Raw genomic sequence first — 20,231 nt, 5'->3', positions numbered from 1 at the left:
CAAAACACCAGGATGTTATAAAGCTAACATGCTGGTGTTTTTTTGCGAAAAGCGTTAAATATGCTTCATTAAAACATCGACAAATTGCTCTAGCCCTACTTGGTCTTCTTTCGAGAAACGGTTTTTAAGTGGGCTATCGATATCTAGTACACCGATGACTGCATCTTCTTTTATTAATGGAATAACGATTTCTGAATTAGATGCTGCATCACATGCGATATGACCAGGAAATGCATGCACATCTGCAACAACAACTGTTTCTTTTTGCGCAACAGCGGTACCACATACACCGCGACCTACAGGGATACGTACACATGCAGGCAACCCTTGGAATGGTCCGAGTACTAGTTCATTCTCTTTCATGAGATAAAAGCCAACCCAGTTAATATCTGATAAGAATACGTTTAACAAAGCAGATGCATTGCTCAAATTGGCAATTTGGTCACATTCATCTGTTAAGAGTGCATCGAGTTGCTTTGATAATGTAATATATTGCTCTTGAATGGAGCCTTCGTAATTAATTTGTGTAAACATAAAATCCCTCGCTGTATTAGTCTTTAAAAATTATATTATAGTGCTGGTGTAAATCTTTGACTGTATGTGCATCTGAACCAAAGACGTAAGGAAGGTTCATTTCCTTCGCATAGTCGATTAAATGATAGGGTGGGTAAGGTTCACGACATAATGGTTTGCTTAGCCCGGCACTATTTAAATCGAGTTCGTAATTGGATTTTTTCATAAGGTGAAAAATTTCTTTCACTTGTGCATCATCATCGATTTGTTGCTGGTGTGCATGTTGAAATTTATGAATTAATGTCGGATGACCAATCCGTTTTGGTTTATAGGGACCTAAATCTGCTGTAATAGATGCCCAAACGGTTTCGTAATACAAATCATAAAGTTGCTGGATGCCACCGACTTTTTCGGCGAATTGTAAATACACTTCATCCGAGAAGTCGATACAACAATATTCATTTTCATATTGTAGAAAATGAACAGAAAGAATAGCATCGTCTAATTGCGGACCGATTTCATTCAGAAAGGCCCTTGTTTCTTTTTCATAGCCACTAATATAATCAACTTCTAAGCCGATATTTATATGTATCTTGTTTTTATAATGTGATTTTAAGTCATTTAGTTGCAATAAATAGCTCTGAAGATGATTCGCGTCCATCCCACTGTCTTGATCTGGTGTTGGGTCATTAAAAGATGGTGGAAGAGGAGCGTGCTCTGTAAAGGTAATCTCGGTAAAATGATATTTAATCGCTTTTTCAATGTAGTGTTCAAATAAATCAGGTGAGCCATGTGGACAAAAAGGTGTATGAATGTGTCCATCTTTTTTCATATGTGGTACCTCCTGTTGAATTAGCCTACTTAACTTCGTAATTATTTAAAACAAAAAACTAAAAACATGGTATTATTATAGATACATTAGCCAATTCAGATATTTTTGGAATAGGGGGCTTACAATGATACAGTATATCATCATTGTTGCAGTCGTACTATTAGCATTATTAGCAGTAGGTCTATTTTATAGACGAAAACATAATGTGATTATAGCACGGCTAGAGAAGGAAAAGCTGGAAGTTCAGCATTATCCAATCTACGAAGAGTTGACAAAAGTAAAAGCATTAAATATGAACGGTCAAACAGAGGAACTCTTTGAAAACTGGCGCAATGCATGGGTAGAAGTAACGGACGTCCATGTCATAAAAATTGACGCTTTATTGTTTGATGCAGAGGAATACATAGATCGATTCAAATTTAAAAAAGCAACGGAAATTGAAAAAGCAATTGAAGAGAAAATTGCAGAATGCGAAAAAACACGTCTTAAAATTTTAGCTGAATTGGAAGAGTTAATCGGTAGTGAAGAAAAAAATCGAATTGAAATGGAGCAGTTGAAAGAATATCATCGCTCCGCTCGTAAAACAGTTTTAGCCCACCAACATTCATTTGGTTCAGCACTTGAAAAGTTGGAAAAGCGTTTAGAGCAATTTAGTCCAAAATTTGACGAGTTTGACATTTTAACAGCGGAAGGGAATTACTTGCAAGCGCGTGAAATTGTCCTTTTACTCAATACAGAGGCGCAAGAAATTTTTGAATTGCTCAGTGATATCCCGTCGCTATTATCCGAAGTTCAAACGAAAATTCCAACGGCCATTCACGAATTACGGATGGGTCAACAAGAGATGGAAGAACAACACTATTATTTACGCCATTTAGAACTGACCGAATACTTAGATCGTGTTGAAAAGGAATTAGAAGAGTTAAAGAAAATGATCGCAGATTTAGATATTGAAAAAGTGAAGCCACGTATTGATGAAATAAATGGAGAAATTGATCATTTTTATGACTTACTTGAAAAAGAAGTAGTCGCCAAAAAATATGTGGATCATCATTGCTCGCCACTTCGCGATACATTGCAAAACCTAATGGTTATAACACGTGAAGTTAGTGATGAGGCAACATATGTACAACACAGCTATCGTCTACCTGAAAAAGATGCAGAAATTCCGCGTAATTGCTTAAAGCAATTAGAAGTGTTACATAGACGTTATGAACTTTTAGCTATGCGTGTAACAGAAGAAAAATCTGCTTATTCTAGCTTAAAAGAAGAGTTAGAAGAGATTAGCGAAGAGCTTGCACGTGTTAATGAGGAGCAAGAAAACTTCTCCCTACGTTTGAAAAACTTACGTGTTGATGAAAATACGGCACGTACACAGCTTGAAGCATTAAGTAAATTACTGCAAGAAACAGAACGTATGCTAGGAAGAGCAAATATACCTGGTATTCCAGAAGAAATGGATGTGCGCCTAGAAGAAGCGGAAGAGCAGTTGTTTATTGTGATGCAAAGCTTACAAGAAACACCGCTTAATATGGAGCAAATCAACAATAACTTAAATAATGCAAAAAAATGTATTGAGGAAGTAAAAGCCAAAGCGGAAGAAATGATTGAAAATGTCATGTACATCGAACGGATTATTCAGTATGGCAATCGTTATCGTGCATCCAATCCGCAAATGCATGTACAATTACGAGAAGCTGAAGACGCATTTCATCAATGTCGTTATATAAAGGCGCTTGAAGATGCAGCTGCCGCCGTTGAATCAGCAGAACCAGGTGCCCTTAAAAGGATTCAAGAGCTGATGCAGGAAGAAATGGCTTTAAAATCATAAAGGTTATATCCTTGAACAATTAGTGTTCTCATACAATACGTTGTAACAAAACCACCACACATTTTGTGTAGGTGGTTTTATTTAGCGTATAATGATCTTATTCAATAATAGTTGCTTGTAGCCGAGGCACGAGTGTCAGAGCGGAAAGCAACAGTTACTTTAAATAGTACTATATTTTGATGGATTTGCTCATTATGAGTATAAATATGACTTTATCGAAGTAGTAGGTGGTAACAGATGTCAAATAACCAGCTAGATCAAGAAACAGTAAGTAAACAATTAAAGTATGCCCAGCAACATTTAGCCAATGAAAGAACATATTTAGCATGGATTAGAACGGCTATTTCCATATTAGGTGTTGCTTTCTTAGCAACAAGTTTACATTTTGCCGTAGGAACTGTTCGGAATTTTTGGGTTGATTTTTTATCAGCGATGATTGGTTTGTTGGCATGTCTATTTGGATTATTAATTATTTTCACAGCTACATTTAATTATTCCACAAAAAGAAAACAAATATTAAATGAAGTATTTATGCCTTCTAATAGACATATTGTGTGGGTATCTTATTTTTTAATTGTATTGATTTTGATGGTAATTATCTACTTTTTGTTGATTAGTTTATCGTAGGATCAAAAATTGGGGGCATGATTAAAGACCACTCCGTAATGGGTGGTCTTTTAATAATTTATAGCGATTTTAGGTGGGTAAAAAGGGAACCATTAACAACTGAACTTGATTTCCTATAAAAGTTTATGGTCATTCGTGACATATTGCGTTATGATAAATACCGTTAAATCAATGTTTTGAAAGTGTGTGGAAATGAATGAAAGACAACATAGTCTATTTAGATAACAGCGCAACAACAAAGTCGCATTCAGATGTATTAAAGACATTTGTGCAAGTGAATGAGCAGTATTATGCCAATCCTGCTTCTATTCATGAAGCCGGTGTCACAGCGAATACGTTATTAATGCGTGCCCGAGAACAAGTGGCACATCTTTTAAATACCGAAGCTAGAGAAATCATCTTTACAGCAGGTGGTACGGAAGCGAATAATATGGCGATTTTCGGCATCGCTCGTGTAAGCATGCATAAAGGAAAGCATATTATCACAACTCAAATAGAACATCCTTCTGTACTAGAAGCGGTAAAACGCTTGGAAGAAGAAGGATTTGAAGTAGATTATTTACGTGTAGATGCAAATGGTGTGATTTCGTTAAATGAACTGCGTGAGAAAGTACGTAAAGATACCATTTTAGTAAGTATTATGCACGTAAATAACGAAATGGGTGCGATTCAACCAATTGAACAAGCGGCAAATATTATTCATGAAAACAGTCGTGCTATGTTGCATGTTGATGCAGTGCAAAGTTTTGGGAAATTGCCAGTCGCATTTCACGGAGAAGCTGGGCCGGATATTGTATCGATTTCAGGTCATAAAATTCATGCGCTGAAAGGCTCAGGTGTCATTGCTTTTCGGAAATCGTTTAATATTGCCCCTTATATTGTAGGCGGTGGTCAAGAATTTGGACTTCGTAGTGGTACGGTAGCGGTTCCGCAAGCAGTCGCTTTTGCAAAAGCAGCACGCTTAGCAGTTGAAAGTATGGACAACACATATCAAAAGTATACGGCATGGCAACAAGACATTCGCACCTTCCTAAAAGGTTTTAATCATGAAGTGTATTTATTGTCAACGAAGCAAGGTGCCCCTTATATTACATCATTTAGCGTGCGTGGATTAAAAGGGGAAATTTTAATTAATGCATTACAAAAAGAAGGTGTGATTGTATCTACATCCAGTGCTTGTTCATCAAAGCAAACGAAAACAAGTCATGTTGTAGAAGCACTTAACATCAATCCAGCATTCAAAAAAGGTGTATTACGCATTAGTTTTGGTATGCAAACAACAGAGGCTGATATCACTGCATTTAAACAAGCATTTGCCAAAGTGATGAAGCAATTAAAAGGAGATTTAATCAAATGATTTGGAAAGAAATTTTAATTCGTTATGGCGAGCTTTCGACGAAAGGGCGTAACAAAAACGATTTTATTCATCGCCTACGCGAAAATATTCGTTATTCATTTCATGATATTATGCCATTAAAAATTCGTGCTGAGCGTGATCGCATGTTCATTGAAATCGAAAATGAAGAAAAAATGAATGTATTACTGGAACGTCTACCAGAAGTGTTCGGTATTCAATCGTTTAGTCCGGTTGCTTCATGTGAAAAAGATATGGAGCAAATGAAAGCTTTAGCCATTCAAATTATGGAGCTTTACAAAGATGAAGAGATTACGTTTAAAGTAGAAGTGCGTCGTACAGATAAAAACTTCCCACTTGATTCACATGGGATTCAACGCGAAATTGGCGGTACGGTTCTTCGTAATTATCAAAACTTATCGGTCAACGTGAAAAAGCCAGATGTAGAGCTACGTATTGAAGTACGTCTGGATGCAGTGTATATGATGGCGCAAGTAATTCCTGGTGCAGGTGGTATGCCTGTTGGTTCAAATGGTAAATCACTACTTATGTTATCTGGTGGCATCGATAGTCCTGTAGCTGGCTATTTAATGATGAAGCGCGGCGTTCGGTTAGAAGCCATTCATTTTTATAGCCCACCTTATACAAGTCAAAATTCATTGCAAAAAGTAAAAGATTTAGCAAATGAATTAACGAAATTTGGTGCGAAAATTCGTTTACACATTATTCCGTTTACAGAGTTGCAAGTATTAATTAAAGAACGTGTACCTGAAAATATGACAATGACAACTACACGTCGTATGATGTTACGTATTGCTGACAAAGTGCGAGAAGAGATTGGGGCATTAGCGATTGTGACAGGCGAATCTTTAGGGCAAGTGGCATCACAAACATTAGAAAGCTTAACAGCCATTAATGATGTGACGTCAACGCCCATTTTACGTCCGTTAATCGCTAACGATAAATTAGATATTATTAACATTGCAGAACGAATCGGTACGTATGAGACATCCATTCAGCCGTATGAAGATTGCTGTACAATTTTTACACCAGCCAGTCCGAAAACAAAGCCAAAATTAGAAAAGGTAATGCATTACGAAAGCTTTACGGAATTTGATGAGTATATTGAGCGGGCAGTACGTAATCGTGAAGTACACATGTTGCCTGAAAAGAAGCGTCAAGAAGACCAATTTGCTGATTTTCTATAATTACTTTTTGAAGAATAATTTACCTCTAAAAAAATGTGTATGAAAAATATCCTCTGGAGCATTCTAATTGCACAAGGAGGTGAAACACGATGACAAACAACAATCGTAGTTCAAACAAACTTAGCGTACCAGGTGCGCAACAAGCATTAGACCAAATGAAATATGAAATCGCACAAGAGTTTGGCGTACAATTAGGAGCAGACGCTTCTGCACGTGCAAACGGTTCAGTTGGTGGCGAGATTACAAAACGTCTTGTCCAAATGGCTGAGCAACAATTAAAAGGTCAATAAAATAATAAAAGGGAAAGGCATCTCGTATTAACGAGGTGTCTTTTTCCGTTTAGTATGTACCGCAGAAAAAAATATTATAAAAAAAATTTCTCTTTCAAAATGTTGGATTTTTTTGAAGAATGAAGTATATCGCGATATAATATAAATGTAACATGCTAAAAGAACAAGGGGGAAACCAAGTATGAAGCGAGAAGATCTATTAGCACCAGAAGTGTATAACATTGTAGATGAAATTGAAAAACACGCCACAGAACAGAAAACAGCGTTACTCATTCATCATGATAATGATGCTATTGAGGAAGTTACGTATGCTGAGCTTATTCAAAAGGCTAATCAAGTTGCGAACGTGTTTAAAAACAACGGGTTACAAAAAGGGGATGTATTACTCGTTATGTTACCGCGTTCACTTGAAGCTTACGTAACGTATATTGGTGCATTAAAAGCGGGTCTTACGATTATTCCAAGTTCAGAATTGCTTCGTGCAAAAGATATTGATTATCGTATTATACATGCACAGGCAAAAGCGGTTGTTGCGTATGAGACGTATGTAGATGAATTTGATGAGGTAGAGCATTTACATAATTTACAATTATATGTTGTGGGGGATGCAAACGAACCTTGGAAACGACTATTTGATGAGGCAAAAGGACAAGCAACTACGTTTGCAGGCGTACAAACGAATGCAGAGGATGTAGCGTTTTTAGCCTATACAAGTGGAACAACAGGTAATCCAAAAAGTGCGGTCCATACACATGCATGGGGATATGCACATCTCCGTACAACAGCGAAAAGCTGGTTAGGCGTGGAGAATGGTGATATTGTGTGGGCAACCGCTGCACCGGGATGGCAAAAATGGATTTGGAGTCCGTTTTTAGCGTCGTTAGGTAGTGGGGCAACTGCATTCGTATATAAAGGGAAATTTGATGCTGCCACATATTTAGAGTTACTCCAACAACATAAAGTAAACGTACTTTGCTGTACACCAACAGAGTATCGTTTAATGGCAAAAGTAGACGATTTAGCACAATATAATTTATCGGCATTACATAGTGCTGTATCAGCTGGTGAACCGTTAAATCGTGAAGTAATCAACATATTTTTACGTGAGTTTAACTTGCAAGTGCGTGATGGATATGGGCAAACAGAAAATACATTACTTGTTGGGACTTTAAAAGGGATGGAACCACGTCCAGGTTCGATGGGGAAACCAACACCAGGGAATATGGTAGATATTATTGATGACGAGGGGAATGTGTTACCACCAGGTGAGGTTGGGAACATTGCTGTTCATAAATCAACGCCTGCATTATTCCGTGGGTATTTAAGAGACCCTGAGCGTACAAGTATGCAATTCCGCGGAGATTGGTATATTACAGGCGACCGTGCACAAAAAGATGAAGATGGCTACTTCTGGTTTGAAGGCCGTGGTGATGATATCATCATTTCATCTGGTTACACGATAGGGCCATTTGAAGTAGAGGATGCACTTGTAAAGCACCCAGCTGTGCAAGAATGTGCAGTCGTAGCAAGCCCAGATGAAATTCGTGGTGCGATCGTAAAAGCATTTGTTGTGTTACGTGATCCAGAGCTGAAAAATAGTCCAACGATTATTCGAGAACTGCAAGAGCATGTAAAAGACTTAACGGCACCTTATAAGTATCCACGTAAAATTGAATTTATGGATGCACTGCCAAAAACAGTTTCAGGGAAAATTCGTCGTGTAGAACTACGCAATGCAGAGTTTACGAAACAACATAGTTAAGCTGTTACTGTAGCGATAGTTTGTGAGGTTGCTTTGAGAAGAAAAATTTTTCTCGAAGCAACCTTTTTATTGCGGGCAATCTTTAAAAAAGTTAACGTTATTGTGGCAAATTTTTGCTCTTTTCCTATTCCTAAAGATAACATTTTAAAATTTACGAAACATTTATTGAATTGATTCGTATACACTGTATTAGGAGGCGATTAAATGAATACAAAAAGGTGGATTGCGCTTATTGCAGCAGCAGTTTTACTATTCTTTTCACTAGGGTTAAATTCCATTATGGCTTTATTTAAGGCAGACTTTTTCTCTAGCTTTGAAAGTACGTTTGAAACGGTGGATACGGTAGCGTATGAAATGCCGGTTGAAGTTGGTGATACAGAAAACCGCATTGCATTATTAGAAGTTAACGGAACGATTTTAGATGTTGGTTCAGGTTCATGGTGGGAAGAAGTCGAGTATGACCATCAAGGATTCATGAGTCAATTAGAGTCCATTTTAAATGATGAGACAGTGAAGGGAATTGTATTATCTGTTAACTCACCGGGTGGAGGCGTCATTGAATCAGCTGAAATCCATGAAAAGTTAGTGCAAATTAAAGAAGAACGACAAATTCCAATTTACGTATCAATGGATACATATGCCGCTTCAGGAGGCTATTACATTTCCGCACCAGCAGATAAAATTTTTGCTCAAAAAGAAACAATTACAGGCTCAATCGGTGTCATTATGCAAGCATTTAATTATGAAAAACTTGCAGAAAAAGTAGGAATCGAATTTGAAACGATTAAATCGGGCGCACATAAAGATATGTTTGGCGGCTCGCGTGCTTCAACAGAAGAAGAATTAGCAATGCTTCAAGAGATTATTGATGAATCGTATGAAGATTTTGTGGATGTTGTTGAACAAGGACGTGGCATGACAGAAGCGGAAGTAAAGAAAGTCGCGGACGGACGTATTTTAGGTGGTACACAAGCGAAGCGAGCAGGTTTAGTAGATGAAATTGGTCAGCTAGATGATGCGGTTGCGATGCTTCGAACAGATTATGGGTTAGAAGAGGCAGAGTTATTTGAGTATACGACAACGGATGATAGCTTTGGAAGCTTATTAGGTGTAAAGGTAAGCTCATTCTTTGGGCCATCTCAAGAAGAGCAATTATTGAAAAAGATTTTATCAACGAGCAATTCACCGCGCATGATGTATTTATACGGTGATTATTAAGAAAGGAGTGATTTTGGATGCTTGAAAAGCAAGAAACAACGGTCATTCCTAACGAGCCTATCGTTCGAGAAATAGAGAGCTATGAGCAAAAAGCAGCAGGGTTTTGGATGCGCTTTTGGGCGTTTATCATCGATTTACTTGTCATTTCGGCAGTAATCGGGATTGTCATTAATCCAATCTTTTATTTAATGGATTGGAGCTTTAATGACTCTGTCTGGTATGCCCCAATCTCTATTATTTCAGCGATTGTATATTATGCATATTTTGTACTTTTAACAAAGTGGTGGAGCCAAACAATCGGTAAAATGATTTTTGGTTTGCGTGTGAAAAAGGACAATGGTGAGAAGCTTGATTGGATGACGGTTATTTTTCGAGAATGTATCGGGCGCTTTATTAGCAATACGTTTTTAAAAGTACCATATTTACTCGTTATTTTTACACCGCAACATAAAGCGATCCATGATTTTGCTGCAGATACAGTTGTTGTACATGAAGAAGTATTTTCTCAGAAAAAAGTGTTCAAACAAGACGTAATAGATTTAGATACAGTATCAACAACCTCTATGTAACTTTGGAAAACTGCCTATCCGTAGGTGGTTTTTCATTTTTTTAAAAGCTTTGGCAGTTGCACTAAGGAAGGCGATTCTAGTAAGATTAAATACATAACTAAGGAGGCGTTTTAAATTGGTACAAACAACATTCAAAAATAACCCAGTAACATTAATTGGTAACGAAGTGAAAGTAGGAGACACGGCGCCAGATTTCAAAGTGTTAGCTAACGATTTATCAGAAGTAACATTAAAGGATTCAGCAGGGAAAATCCGTCTATTCAGCGTAGTGCCTTCACTTGATACGGGCGTATGTGATGCGCAAACACGTAAATTCAATGAAGCAGCTGCGGAGCTTGGTGACAATGTAGTCATTTACACAGTATCTATGGACTTGCCATTCGCACAAAAGCGCTGGTGTGGTGCAGCTGGTATCGAAAATGTCGTAACAGTTTCTGACCACCGTGCAGGCTCATTTGGTGAAGCGTATGGCGTTTTAATCGAAGCATTACGCTTATTAACTCGTGCTGTATTCGTAGTAGATGCTAATGATCAAGTAACATATGTAGAGTACGTATCAGAAGCAACAAATCATCCAAATTACGAAGCAGCCATTGCAGCTGTAAAAGAGCTAACGAAATAATATTCTTTTTTTCATTTTTATCCCGCATTAACGGGCAGTAAGACTCCCACCGCGAGGCTTAAGAAAATTAAGAAGTGTAGGTGGGAGATCAACTGCTCGTAAAAGCCCGATTGGTTCAACTAACAATCAGTGGGGCTGAGGAAAATCCCACTGATTGAAGTTTCACTTTATAGTAAAGTGAAAAAAGAACAATGACGAACTCACTCATTTGGGTGGGTTCTTTCATTTCGAAAGGAAGTTTTTACGTGGAAAAGTTCGAACACATTTTTAATATTATAAACGAGCAAGCTGAGAAATTTGAGAAGCAAGACATGACGTATTTAGACGGTGTACTTGCGATGCTTGAAGGGACATTAGATGGTGCATTTAAATGGGAAGTAGAAGGTGCAACGAAAGAAGATATGCGTAAAGCAATTCAAATTGCTATTTTAAAAGGAATGCGAAAAAATACGCAACCAAATCATCAGATGACACCCGATACATTAGGATTATTAGTGAGCTATTTTGTTGAGCAATTTTATGAAAAGGATCTGGCAGAAGGGTCGATTTCGGTTGCTGATTTAGCGCTAGGGACAGGAAATTTAATGTTTACTTTAATGAATGTACTTGATGGAAAAGTAGAAGCAACAGGAGTAGAAGTAGATGAACTGCTTATTCGTTTAGCAGCGGCGACAGCCGATTTAACGGAGCAACCGATTGCATTATATCGACAAGATGCACTGGAATCGCTACTTGTCGACCCAGTGGATGCGGTTGTGTGTGATTTACCGGTAGGCTATTATCCAAATGAAGAAGTGGCCCTTGATTATGAATTGTGTGCAGAAGAAGGAATGAGCTACTCGCATCATTTATTTATTGAGCAATCGCTTAAGCATACGAAAGAAGGCGGCTATTTATTTTTCTTAATTCCAGCAGCATTATTTGAATCGGAACAAGCTAAAAACTTACACAAATACATTAAAAAACATGCATGGATTCAAGCGGTTATTCAATTACCGGAAACGATGTTCTCAAGCAAAGCACACGAGAAGAGTATTTTAATTTTACAAAAGCAACGTGCAGACGTAAAGGCACCTCGGGAAGTGTTATTGGCGAAAGTACCAAATATGGCGAATAAACAAGCACTAGCGATGTTCTTTGAAAAAGTACGACTATGGAAGGAAAATAAATAATGGATGAAGTGACCGCTCTCTTAGGAGGGCGGTTTTTTGATCATGACATTTTACATAGGTAGTAGAGATTAAGAACATCACCGGCACAATTGGTATTGATGTCGAGCGGGATTAGATGATTCTCACGCGAGAAAACGCCGAGGTCGATGTATTCCGCAATCCCATTTAACAAGTAAAGCGACATCAGCGGTCACTCCAATTTTTAATGGGTGATGTATTACCAATCGAACGGGCAGTTATATTTGTCCATCTGAAATCTTTATTATGCATAATCCCAAGACAAGAAGCGGTCTAGAAGGGGATATTCGTCGTTGTTTAGCCAACATAGACTTTGTTTGTCGAGCGAGCCACAAATTTGCGTAAGTATCACCAGCTACCGGAAAATCCATTGTCATTGGATATACAAAGGATGATTCGTGGTGTTTTGTATAGTAAATGTCGTTACAATTTGAAAATGTCCTTTATGTATGGACAGTTTGAATGTGCATATTGCAAGTGGAGAAGCATTGAGTCTGTGAGAAAAGTACTGAAATATTACCGATTGTTGGTGAGCGAATGGATTACAAATCGTGAATTTCGCGATTTCATGGGCATTCGTTCTCAAGATGCCGCAGTCAGATTATTAAAGAAGCTCAATTTAGAGAAAGTCGGTTCGAAAAGAGGGAGTAAATATAAAATAAAATAGCAGAGTCGCGTAAAAGAGCTTCGAACCCGCGTAAAAGTGTAGGAAAGTCGCGTAAAACCGTCCCAAACCCGCGTAAAAAACCCCGATACACATAAAAACCACCCTTATGCGTTAAGCAAAAAAAGGTTGCCAAAGTCGGCAACCTTTTTTAAAGCGTTTTCAATTGGAATGAATGAAAATCACTCTGGTGTACGAATAACTAGTACGTCACATTTTGCTGAACGAACGATTGCTTCTGATACAGAACCGATTAAGAAACGTTCCACAGCGTTAAGACCAGTAGCACCACAGATGATTAAGTCTGCATCTACAAGTTTAGAAAGCTCTTTAGTAATGATATTTTTTGGTGAACCATATTCAATCACTACTTTTACATTTTCAACGCCTGCTTCTTCAGCTTGCTTTTTATAGCCGCTTAGTAATTCTTCAGAATGTTGTTGAGCACGCTCTGCAATTGAACGGTCGTATGCCTCGATTGCTGCGAATGAGCGTGTATCGATTACGTTAACTAAGTTTAAAGTACAGCCTACGTTACGATTTGCTACATCGATTGATTTACGGAATGCATATTCAGCTTCTTTAGAGCCGTCTACTGCTACTACGATATTTTTATAATGATTTGCCATTTTCCATTTCCTCCTTTATGTGTATATCCTCATTATATCAAATGTTTTATAGAAAAAAATACCTCGCAACAAAAAATAAAAAATATTCTCATTTTTTTCTTGGTTACGTAATAATCTTGTTTTTTAAGTGTATTCCACGTGATATAACCAGAAAAATATATTTAAAGATCCAGTTGTAATTTTCATGTATTTATTGGAGAAAATGATACAATGGAACTGAAAGTGGGATAAAGGATTGTCGTTCAACGAGGGAGGATTTTATATGAAAATTGGCATACCAAAAGAAATAAAAAATAATGAATATCGTGTCGCAATGACGCCAGCAGGAGTAATGACACTCACATCTGTAGGGCATACAGTGTTAATTGAAACAGGGGCAGGTCTAGGTTCTTCGTTTACAGACGAAGATTATGTACGTGCAGGGGCTGTTATTGTGAATACAGTAGCCGAAGCTTGGGATGTCGATATGGTCATGAAAGTAAAAGAGCCCATTGAAAGCGAGTATAAGTACTTGCGGGAAGGGCTTATTTTATTCACATATTTACACTTAGCACCAGAGCCAGCGCTAACGAAGGCATTACTGAAAAATAAAGTAATCGGGATTGCATATGAAACGGTGCAACTACCGAATCGTTCACTACCATTATTAACACCGATGAGTGAAGTAGCTGGGAAGATGGCAACGCAAATCGGTGCGCAATATTTGGAAAAACTTGGTGGTGGAAAAGGGGTTTTACTTGGTGGTGTTTCTGGTGTACCACGTGCAAAAGTGACTGTTATTGGTGGTGGCATAGCCGGAGCAAATGCTGCTAAAATCGCGGTTGGCATGGGTGCGGATGTTACGATTATTGATTTAAGTGCAGAGCGCCTGCGTCAGTTAGAAGATCTATTTGGTCGTGATGTACAAACATTAATGTCAAATCCATTTAACATTGCCGAAAGTGTACGTAAATCGGATTTAGTGATCGGTGCCGTATTAATTCCCGGAGCAAAAGCACCAAAATTAGTGACAGAAGATATGGTTAAATCTATGCAGCCGGGTTCGGTCGTGATTGATATTGCGATTGACCAAGGAGGGATTTTTGAAACGAGCGACCGTGTCACGACGCATGATGATCCAGTGTATGTAAAACATGGCGTTGTGCATTATGCAGTAGCCAATATGCCGGGAGCTGTACCACGCACATCAACAATGGCACTCACAAATAATACAGTGCCATATGCACTTGAGATTGCCAATAAAGGCTACTTACAAGCTTGTGTGGATCATCCATCGTTAATGCTTGGACTCAATACAATTGATGGCGAACTCGTATACAAAGCAATAGCTGATGCACAAGGTCTTCCGTATACACCAGCTAGTGATGTAGTCAATCGATTAATGGGATAATGATAAATTAATCTTCAAGAATTGTTATTATATCGAAACGGAAAAAACATTTTAACATATGAATTCTTCTGTTGATAAGCTAAAATCCCGCAGTTCAAATAACTGCGGGATTTTTTTATCCTTCGATAATGACTAATTCTTTTGTGAATGTTGTTAATACTTCAACGCCATCTTTTGTTACAACTACATCATCTTCAATGCGAACGCCTGTTACATCTGATTTATATACGCCCGGTTCGATTGTGAAGACCATGCCCTCTGTCAGCACAAGATCGTTTGCACCGTTAATAGAAGGGAATTCATGTACCGAAATACCAAGACCGTGACCTAAACGATGCGTAAAATAATCTCCGTAACCTGCTTTAGTAATTACGTCACGTGCAATTTGATCTAAAGTAGCGGCTGTTACACCTGGCTTTACCGCAGCAATTGCATCTTCATTTGCTTTTCGGACCGCATTATAAATATCGCGTTGTGCCTCATTGATTTCACCAAAAGCAACCGTGCGTGTAATGTCTGAGCAGTAGCCTTCGTATATAACACCTAAGTCAAATAAAATCATATCGCCACGTTTAATTTTACGGTCTCCTGGTGTACCATGTGGTGATGCTGATTTTTCCCCAGCAAGAACCATCGTCTCGAAGCTCATTGCATAGCCTTTTGCTTTAATCGCTGATTCGATTTCATTTAATACATCCATCTCTGTTTTACCTTCAGCGATTGCATCACAGCCTACTTGAATGGCGTAGTCTGCTAGTTCTGCAGCTTTGCGCATTTTTACGAGTTCTTCTTCGGATTTAATGACACGCATAGCATTGATTTGATCATCTAATCGTGCAAATTCAGCATCTGGGTAGCGTGCCACTAATTCTTCTAAACGTTCGACTGTTAAGTGTGTTTTTTCAATAGCCATTGTTGCAATCTTTACCTGACGCTTAGCCATTGTTTTTGCGACAACATCCCATGCGTTTTCTGTATCAAGATGCCCGACTACTTCGAATGACCAGCCAGCAGCTACCGCATCAGGTACTTCCATTTGTGGACAAATTAAAAAGGGTTCTGCCTCTTGGAAGACCATAACCCCTAGTAAGCGCTCATGTGGGTTGCTATGAAAGCCAGAAAAATAAAATACATTATCTGGTGTTGTAATAAAAGCAGCATCCAATTGTTGTTCTTTTAAGTAAGTTTGTAATAATTCAAGTTTTGTCATAATAGTGCCTCCTTGCAATTGTTTGTTAATTGCAATCAAAGCATATCAAAAAAAAGGATTTCTTGCACGATTAGCGAAATAAATACAATGAGAAAGCTCCAAGGAGAGGATATTAAATTATGAAAATTTCATACCATGGTCACTCGGTTGTCAAAATCGAAACAGAAGGTAAAACTATTTTAATCGACCCGTTTATTAACGGAAACCCATTGTGCGATTTAAAAGTAGAAGAACAAATGCCTGATGCGATTCTTCTAACGCATGGTCATAATGATCATTTTGGTGACACGATTCCGATTGCCAAACAAAGTGGCGCACTAGTCGTTGCACCGAATGAATTGGCGAATTACATTAGTTGGCAAGGGGTTAATGCGCATCCGATGCATATCGGTGGTTCCCGACAATTTGATTTTGGGAAAGTGAAGTTTACGCAAGCTTTCCACGGTTCATCGTATGTAACAGAAAACAACGACATTATTTATACGGGCATGCCAGGTGGAATTATGTTTATGGCAGAGGGGCTCAATATTTGGCATACGGGAGATACAGCGCTATTTTCGGATTTAAAATTATTAGCTGAACGTCATCCTGTCGATGTGTTATTAATTCCGATTGGCGATAACTTTACAATGGGTCCTGATGATGCAGCATATGCCGTATCATTAATTAAACCGAAAATTGTCGTGCCGATTCATTACAACACGTTCGATTATATTAAAGTAGATCCACAATATTTTGCGTCTTTAGTAGAAGATGCGGAAGTCCAAATTTTAAAACCAGGTGAATATGTAAAGTTTGAGTAGTATTTCACTAAGTGTAAACGAAGCCGAAATTTAGGCGCTGTTTACACTTTTTGTTTCATTTACTCGTAATGAGTAAAATTAGATCCTAAAAAACACCATTTAAATAGTGGAAGGTATGTATTATAGCCTCCGCGCTTTGCCACAGCCTACACAGGAGCTAAAACAGGCGTGACCTGTTTTAGCTCCTGTTCCTGCTCCTGACGTTGCACTTTCGTCGCAAAGAGAATCTTGGCTCCTGTGGCTGTGGCGCGCTACGGCAAAGGTGAATACTTCTTGATATTCTAAACAAGCATTTACCTTCAGAAAAAGAAATCATTCTTTTTCCGTTTGCACTTATAATTGACAGCCTCTACCGTAATGAATAAGAATGTTTCATTATTTTCGAGCAGCTAATTATTGTATTGAACAATAGTTGCTTGTAGCGTAGGCACGAGAGTGTAGCTGACGGCATACGCCTTTCGCTACAGAGCAAAGCTTCCTACGGGAAAAGCGAGACAATCAAGACCCCGCAGGAAATTTATTTGCGACGAAAGCGTAGCGATAGGAGCACCGAAGGATGAGCGACGAGGAGGCTTGATCTCGCCCGTGGAAAGCGAGTGCTGGAGCGGAAAGCAACGGTTAATCAAATGGTAATATATATTTCAGAATTTGCTCGTTATGAGTCATTTAAATATCTTAAGTAGGTAGAAGGTTGTTAAATAGTAACAATTTTTGGTGAATTGAAGCGTTTTCTTTTATTTTTCGTAATAAATTGTAGAAATATGTTACACTATGTGCAGGAATGAATGATGAGGAATAGGTGATAATGTGTCAACAAAACATGAAAAAATCTTGCAATATATAGAATCATTACCTGTTGGAGATAAAATTTCAGTCCGACAAATTGCAAAGGAAATGCAAGTAAGTGAGGGAACAGCTTACCGTGCGATTAAAGAGGCGGAAAACCGTCGCCTAGTAAGTTCAATCGAGCGTGTTGGAACAATCCGGATTGAAAAGAAAAAGAAAGAGAATATCGAACGTTTAACTTTTGCGGAAATTGTAAACATTGTCGATGGACAAGTGTTAGGTGGTAAAGATGGCTTACATAAAACGTTAACAAAGTTTGTAATTGGGGCCATGAAGTTAGAAGATATGATGCGGTACACAGATTCGGGAAGCTTACTGATTGTAGGAAACCGTACCCAAGCGCATGAGCAGGCATTAACAGCAGGGGCCGCTGTACTCATTACAGGTGGTTTTGATACGACGGATGAAAATAAACGCCTCGCGGATGAGTTGGAATTGCCGATTATTTCAACAAGCTATGATACGTTTACAGTAGCCACAATGATTAACCGCGCCATTTATGACCAATTAATTAAAAAAGATATTTTATTAATCGAAGATATTTACATTCCGATTGAAAATACGGCTGTTTTACGAAATGACCAAACGATTATGCATTTCCGTAAGAAAAATGCACAAACAGGTCACGGCGCTTTTCCAGTTGTGAATACGCAAAATAAATTAGTCGGGATGATTACAACAAAGGACGTACTTGGTAAGGAAGACGATGAGTTACTTGAAAAGGTCATGACGAAGAATCCAATTGCAGCTTCTATGAAAACAAGTGTTGCATCGGCAGGTCACCGCATGATTTGGGAAGGTATTGACTTAATTCCTGTAGTGGGAGAAGACGGGGTGTTGCAAGGGGTTATTAGTCGTCAAGATGTATTAAAGGCGATTCAAACAGCGCAACGCCAGCCTCAACATGGCGAAACAATTGATGATTTAGTAAAAAATGAAATGAAAGTGATGGGAGAAGAAGACGTAGTCGTAGAGTTTACGGTAACCCCACAAATGACAAATCAGTTCGGTTCTCTTTCATATGGTGCTTTTACAACGTTGCTATCAGAAGTGGGAGCATTTGCTTTAAAGCGTCGTAAGCGCGGTGATGCTGTTGCTGAAAATATGACGGTTTACTTTATTAAGCCCGTGCAAATGGAGAGCGTATTAATGGTGAAGCCTCGTATTTTAGATATGAGTCGTAAATTCGTAAAAATGGATTTTGAAGTATTCAATGGCTCTGTGCTCGTCGGAAAAGCCATGATGATGTTCCAATTACTGGAGCGCTGATTGAAAAAAGAGGGGCGTGCTATACACGCCCCTTGCTTTATTTATTTAATTCGTATTCTTCTTCCACGTACATACCTTCGTGACGTGCACGTTTATAGTTACTGAATGCTAGTCCTGCACCCATGAGGATAAAAATGCTAGCAACAGCATAACCAATCAAGGTAGTGTAAATAATAGGTACATTTAGCCCCAAAAAGATCATAAATACACCTAATGCGACACTAGCTTTAGCTGTATACCATTTTTTTCGAATAGGTAGTGTTGAACGGTATTGTTTCGTTTTATAATAGAAGTAAGCAACGAAAGATACGATAATACCTACAACGAATAAAGAATTTAATATATTCATGGTGAACCTCCCGTTTTTAAAGCAAAGCTGATATTATTGTAACGATTTTGGTAGAAAAATGCGAACGGAATTCACTAAATAACAGGAGGAATAGTTTTGAAAAGACAAATCATTGACACAATTGAAAAATATGATTGCATTATTGTACATCGTCACGTACGTCCAGATCCTGATGCATACGGCTCGCAATTTGGACTAGCAGAAATTATTAAGCACAATTATCCCACTAAAAAAGTATATACAGTCGGAGAACATGATGATTCTTTAACATTTATGCGTACACCTGAAAAAGTAGCAGATGAAGTATATACAGGGGCATTAGTCATTGTAACGGATACAGCCAATACAGAGCGTATTGATGACGAGCGTTACAGAAATGGGGATTTTCTTATGAAAATCGACCATCATCCAAATGATGACCAATATGGTGATTTCCTATGGGTAGATACGTCAGCTAGCTCTTGTTCAGAAATGATTTATGAACTTTATGAGGAGGGGAAAGCGTACAAAAATTGGACGCTTTCTGATGAAGCAGCGCGTCTGTTATTTGCAGGCATTGTTGGTGATACAGGACGTTTCTTGTTCCCGAGTGCTACATTAAAAACATTTGAAACAGCCGGTCACTTAATCCAGTATAATTTCGATCGTAATGCGGTTTATGACGGTATGTATGAAATGGATCGCAAGCTATTGCATTTACAAGGCTACTTATATCAAAACTTTATCATTGATGAAAATGGTGCTGCTTATATTAAAGTAACGCAAGAAGTCTTAAAAGAATTTGATGTCACGCCTGCTGAAACATCACTGCTTGTTGGCTCTTTAGGCAATGTGAAAGGGATTTGTGCGTGGATCATTTTCATTGAAGAACAAGATTCGATTCGAGTACGTTTACGTTCAAAAGGACCAATTATTAACCAATTAGCAAAGAAATATAAAGGTGGGGGTCACCCGTTAGCTTCGGGTGCGACTGTTTATTCTTGGGAAGAGGCAGACCGTGTCACTGAAGATTTAAAAGAGCTTTGTCGTAACTATCGATAAATATGAGGAGGGGA

Annotated in this window: 20 protein-coding genes; 15 read left to right on the top strand and 5 right to left on the bottom strand. The window is 38.3% G+C overall.

The window, feature by feature from the left end; all coding sequences use genetic code 11:
• Positions 1-54: 54 nt before the first annotated feature.
• Positions 55-534, bottom strand: a complete 480-nt coding sequence (locus ACQQ2I_RS14635; RefSeq protein WP_431027532.1) for a GAF domain-containing protein — start codon at positions 532-534, stop codon at positions 55-57.
• Positions 535-550: 16 nt separating this feature from the next.
• Positions 551-1,345 carry a histidinol-phosphatase HisJ gene (hisJ, locus tag ACQQ2I_RS14630; protein ID WP_431027531.1) on the bottom strand — a complete coding sequence of 265 codons (795 nt, stop codon included), beginning with the start codon at positions 1,343-1,345 and terminating at the stop codon, positions 551-553.
• A gap of 124 nt (positions 1,346-1,469) precedes the next feature.
• On the opposite strand from hisJ, the gene ezrA reads away from it, so the two are divergent.
• The 11 genes from ezrA (at position 1,470) to ACQQ2I_RS14575 (ending at position 12,683) form a co-directional block, all read left to right on the top strand.
• Positions 1,470-3,176, top strand: a complete 1,707-nt coding sequence (gene ezrA / locus ACQQ2I_RS14625) for a septation ring formation regulator EzrA (protein WP_431027530.1) — start codon at positions 1,470-1,472, stop codon at positions 3,174-3,176.
• Between the two features lie 237 nt (positions 3,177-3,413).
• Positions 3,414-3,803, top strand: coding sequence for a YidH family protein (locus tag ACQQ2I_RS14620; RefSeq protein ID WP_431027529.1), 390 nt, complete (start codon positions 3,414-3,416; stop codon positions 3,801-3,803).
• 196 nt (positions 3,804-3,999) lie between these two features.
• Positions 4,000-5,160, top strand: coding sequence for a cysteine desulfurase family protein (locus ACQQ2I_RS14615; protein WP_431027528.1), 1,161 nt, complete (start codon positions 4,000-4,002; stop codon positions 5,158-5,160).
• Positions 5,157-6,365 (top strand): tRNA uracil 4-sulfurtransferase ThiI, encoded by a 1,209-nt coding sequence (gene thiI, locus ACQQ2I_RS14610; RefSeq protein ID WP_431027527.1) that lies wholly within the window; start codon positions 5,157-5,159, stop codon positions 6,363-6,365. Before ACQQ2I_RS14615 ends, thiI begins: the two co-directional genes overlap by 4 nt.
• Before the next feature lie 89 nt (positions 6,366-6,454).
• Positions 6,455-6,655, top strand: coding sequence for a small, acid-soluble spore protein, alpha/beta type (locus ACQQ2I_RS14605; protein ID WP_391368783.1), 201 nt, complete (start codon positions 6,455-6,457; stop codon positions 6,653-6,655).
• A 181-nt stretch (positions 6,656-6,836) separates the two neighbouring features.
• Positions 6,837-8,417, top strand: a complete 1,581-nt coding sequence (gene mbcS, locus ACQQ2I_RS14600; protein ID WP_431027526.1) for an acyl-CoA synthetase MbcS — start codon at positions 6,837-6,839, stop codon at positions 8,415-8,417.
• Positions 8,418-8,621: 204 nt separating this feature from the next.
• Positions 8,622-9,635 carry a signal peptide peptidase SppA gene (gene sppA, locus ACQQ2I_RS14595; RefSeq protein ID WP_431027525.1) on the top strand — a complete coding sequence of 338 codons (1,014 nt, stop codon included), beginning with the start codon at positions 8,622-8,624 and terminating at the stop codon, positions 9,633-9,635.
• A gap of 17 nt (positions 9,636-9,652) precedes the next feature.
• Positions 9,653-10,204 (top strand): RDD family protein, encoded by a 552-nt coding sequence (locus ACQQ2I_RS14590; RefSeq protein WP_431027524.1) that lies wholly within the window; start codon positions 9,653-9,655, stop codon positions 10,202-10,204.
• A 115-nt stretch (positions 10,205-10,319) separates the two neighbouring features.
• Positions 10,320-10,826, top strand: a complete 507-nt coding sequence (gene tpx, locus ACQQ2I_RS14585; protein ID WP_431027523.1) for a thiol peroxidase — start codon at positions 10,320-10,322, stop codon at positions 10,824-10,826.
• A gap of 245 nt (positions 10,827-11,071) precedes the next feature.
• Positions 11,072-11,998, top strand: a complete 927-nt coding sequence (locus ACQQ2I_RS14580; RefSeq protein WP_431027522.1) for a class I SAM-dependent methyltransferase — start codon at positions 11,072-11,074, stop codon at positions 11,996-11,998.
• 514 nt (positions 11,999-12,512) lie between these two features.
• A complete protein-coding gene (locus tag ACQQ2I_RS14575) occupies positions 12,513-12,683 on the top strand; it encodes a hypothetical protein (protein WP_431027521.1) in 171 nt (56 codons plus the stop codon).
• 179 nt (positions 12,684-12,862) lie between these two features.
• Here the strand turns inward: ACQQ2I_RS14575 and ACQQ2I_RS14570 are convergent, their stop codons facing one another.
• Positions 12,863-13,309 carry a universal stress protein gene (locus ACQQ2I_RS14570; RefSeq protein WP_431027520.1) on the bottom strand — a complete coding sequence of 149 codons (447 nt, stop codon included), beginning with the start codon at positions 13,307-13,309 and terminating at the stop codon, positions 12,863-12,865.
• A gap of 262 nt (positions 13,310-13,571) precedes the next feature.
• On the opposite strand from ACQQ2I_RS14570, the gene ald reads away from it, so the two are divergent.
• Complete coding sequence (gene ald, locus ACQQ2I_RS14565) at positions 13,572-14,699, top strand: alanine dehydrogenase (RefSeq protein WP_431027519.1); 1,128 nt, start codon at positions 13,572-13,574, stop codon at positions 14,697-14,699.
• A gap of 115 nt (positions 14,700-14,814) precedes the next feature.
• Here the strand turns inward: ald and ACQQ2I_RS14560 are convergent, their stop codons facing one another.
• Complete coding sequence (locus ACQQ2I_RS14560) at positions 14,815-15,909, bottom strand: M24 family metallopeptidase (protein ID WP_431027517.1); 1,095 nt, start codon at positions 15,907-15,909, stop codon at positions 14,815-14,817.
• A gap of 119 nt (positions 15,910-16,028) precedes the next feature.
• Here ACQQ2I_RS14560 and ACQQ2I_RS14555 point away from each other — a divergent pair, with 119 nt between their 5' ends.
• Complete coding sequence (locus tag ACQQ2I_RS14555) at positions 16,029-16,712, top strand: metal-dependent hydrolase (RefSeq protein ID WP_431027515.1); 684 nt, start codon at positions 16,029-16,031, stop codon at positions 16,710-16,712.
• An 807-nt stretch (positions 16,713-17,519) separates the two neighbouring features.
• Positions 17,520-18,827, top strand: coding sequence for a DRTGG domain-containing protein (locus ACQQ2I_RS14550; RefSeq protein WP_391368820.1), 1,308 nt, complete (start codon positions 17,520-17,522; stop codon positions 18,825-18,827).
• 37 nt (positions 18,828-18,864) lie between these two features.
• On the opposite strand, the gene ACQQ2I_RS14545 is transcribed toward ACQQ2I_RS14550, so the two are convergent.
• A complete protein-coding gene (locus ACQQ2I_RS14545) occupies positions 18,865-19,176 on the bottom strand; it encodes a YtpI family protein (RefSeq protein ID WP_431027514.1) in 312 nt (103 codons plus the stop codon).
• A 96-nt stretch (positions 19,177-19,272) separates the two neighbouring features.
• Between ACQQ2I_RS14545 and ACQQ2I_RS14540 the strand changes: the two genes are divergently transcribed.
• Positions 19,273-20,217, top strand: a complete 945-nt coding sequence (locus ACQQ2I_RS14540; RefSeq protein ID WP_431027513.1) for a DHH family phosphoesterase — start codon at positions 19,273-19,275, stop codon at positions 20,215-20,217.
• The last annotated feature ends 14 nt before the right edge of the window (positions 20,218-20,231 follow it).

This window comes from Lysinibacillus sp. LZ02 (assembly GCF_050613145.1).
GTDB lineage: Bacteria > Bacillota > Bacilli > Bacillales_A > Planococcaceae > Lysinibacillus_B.
Note: the sequence above shows the minus strand (reverse complement) of the source record. Positions and strands in the feature narration are given on the sequence as shown.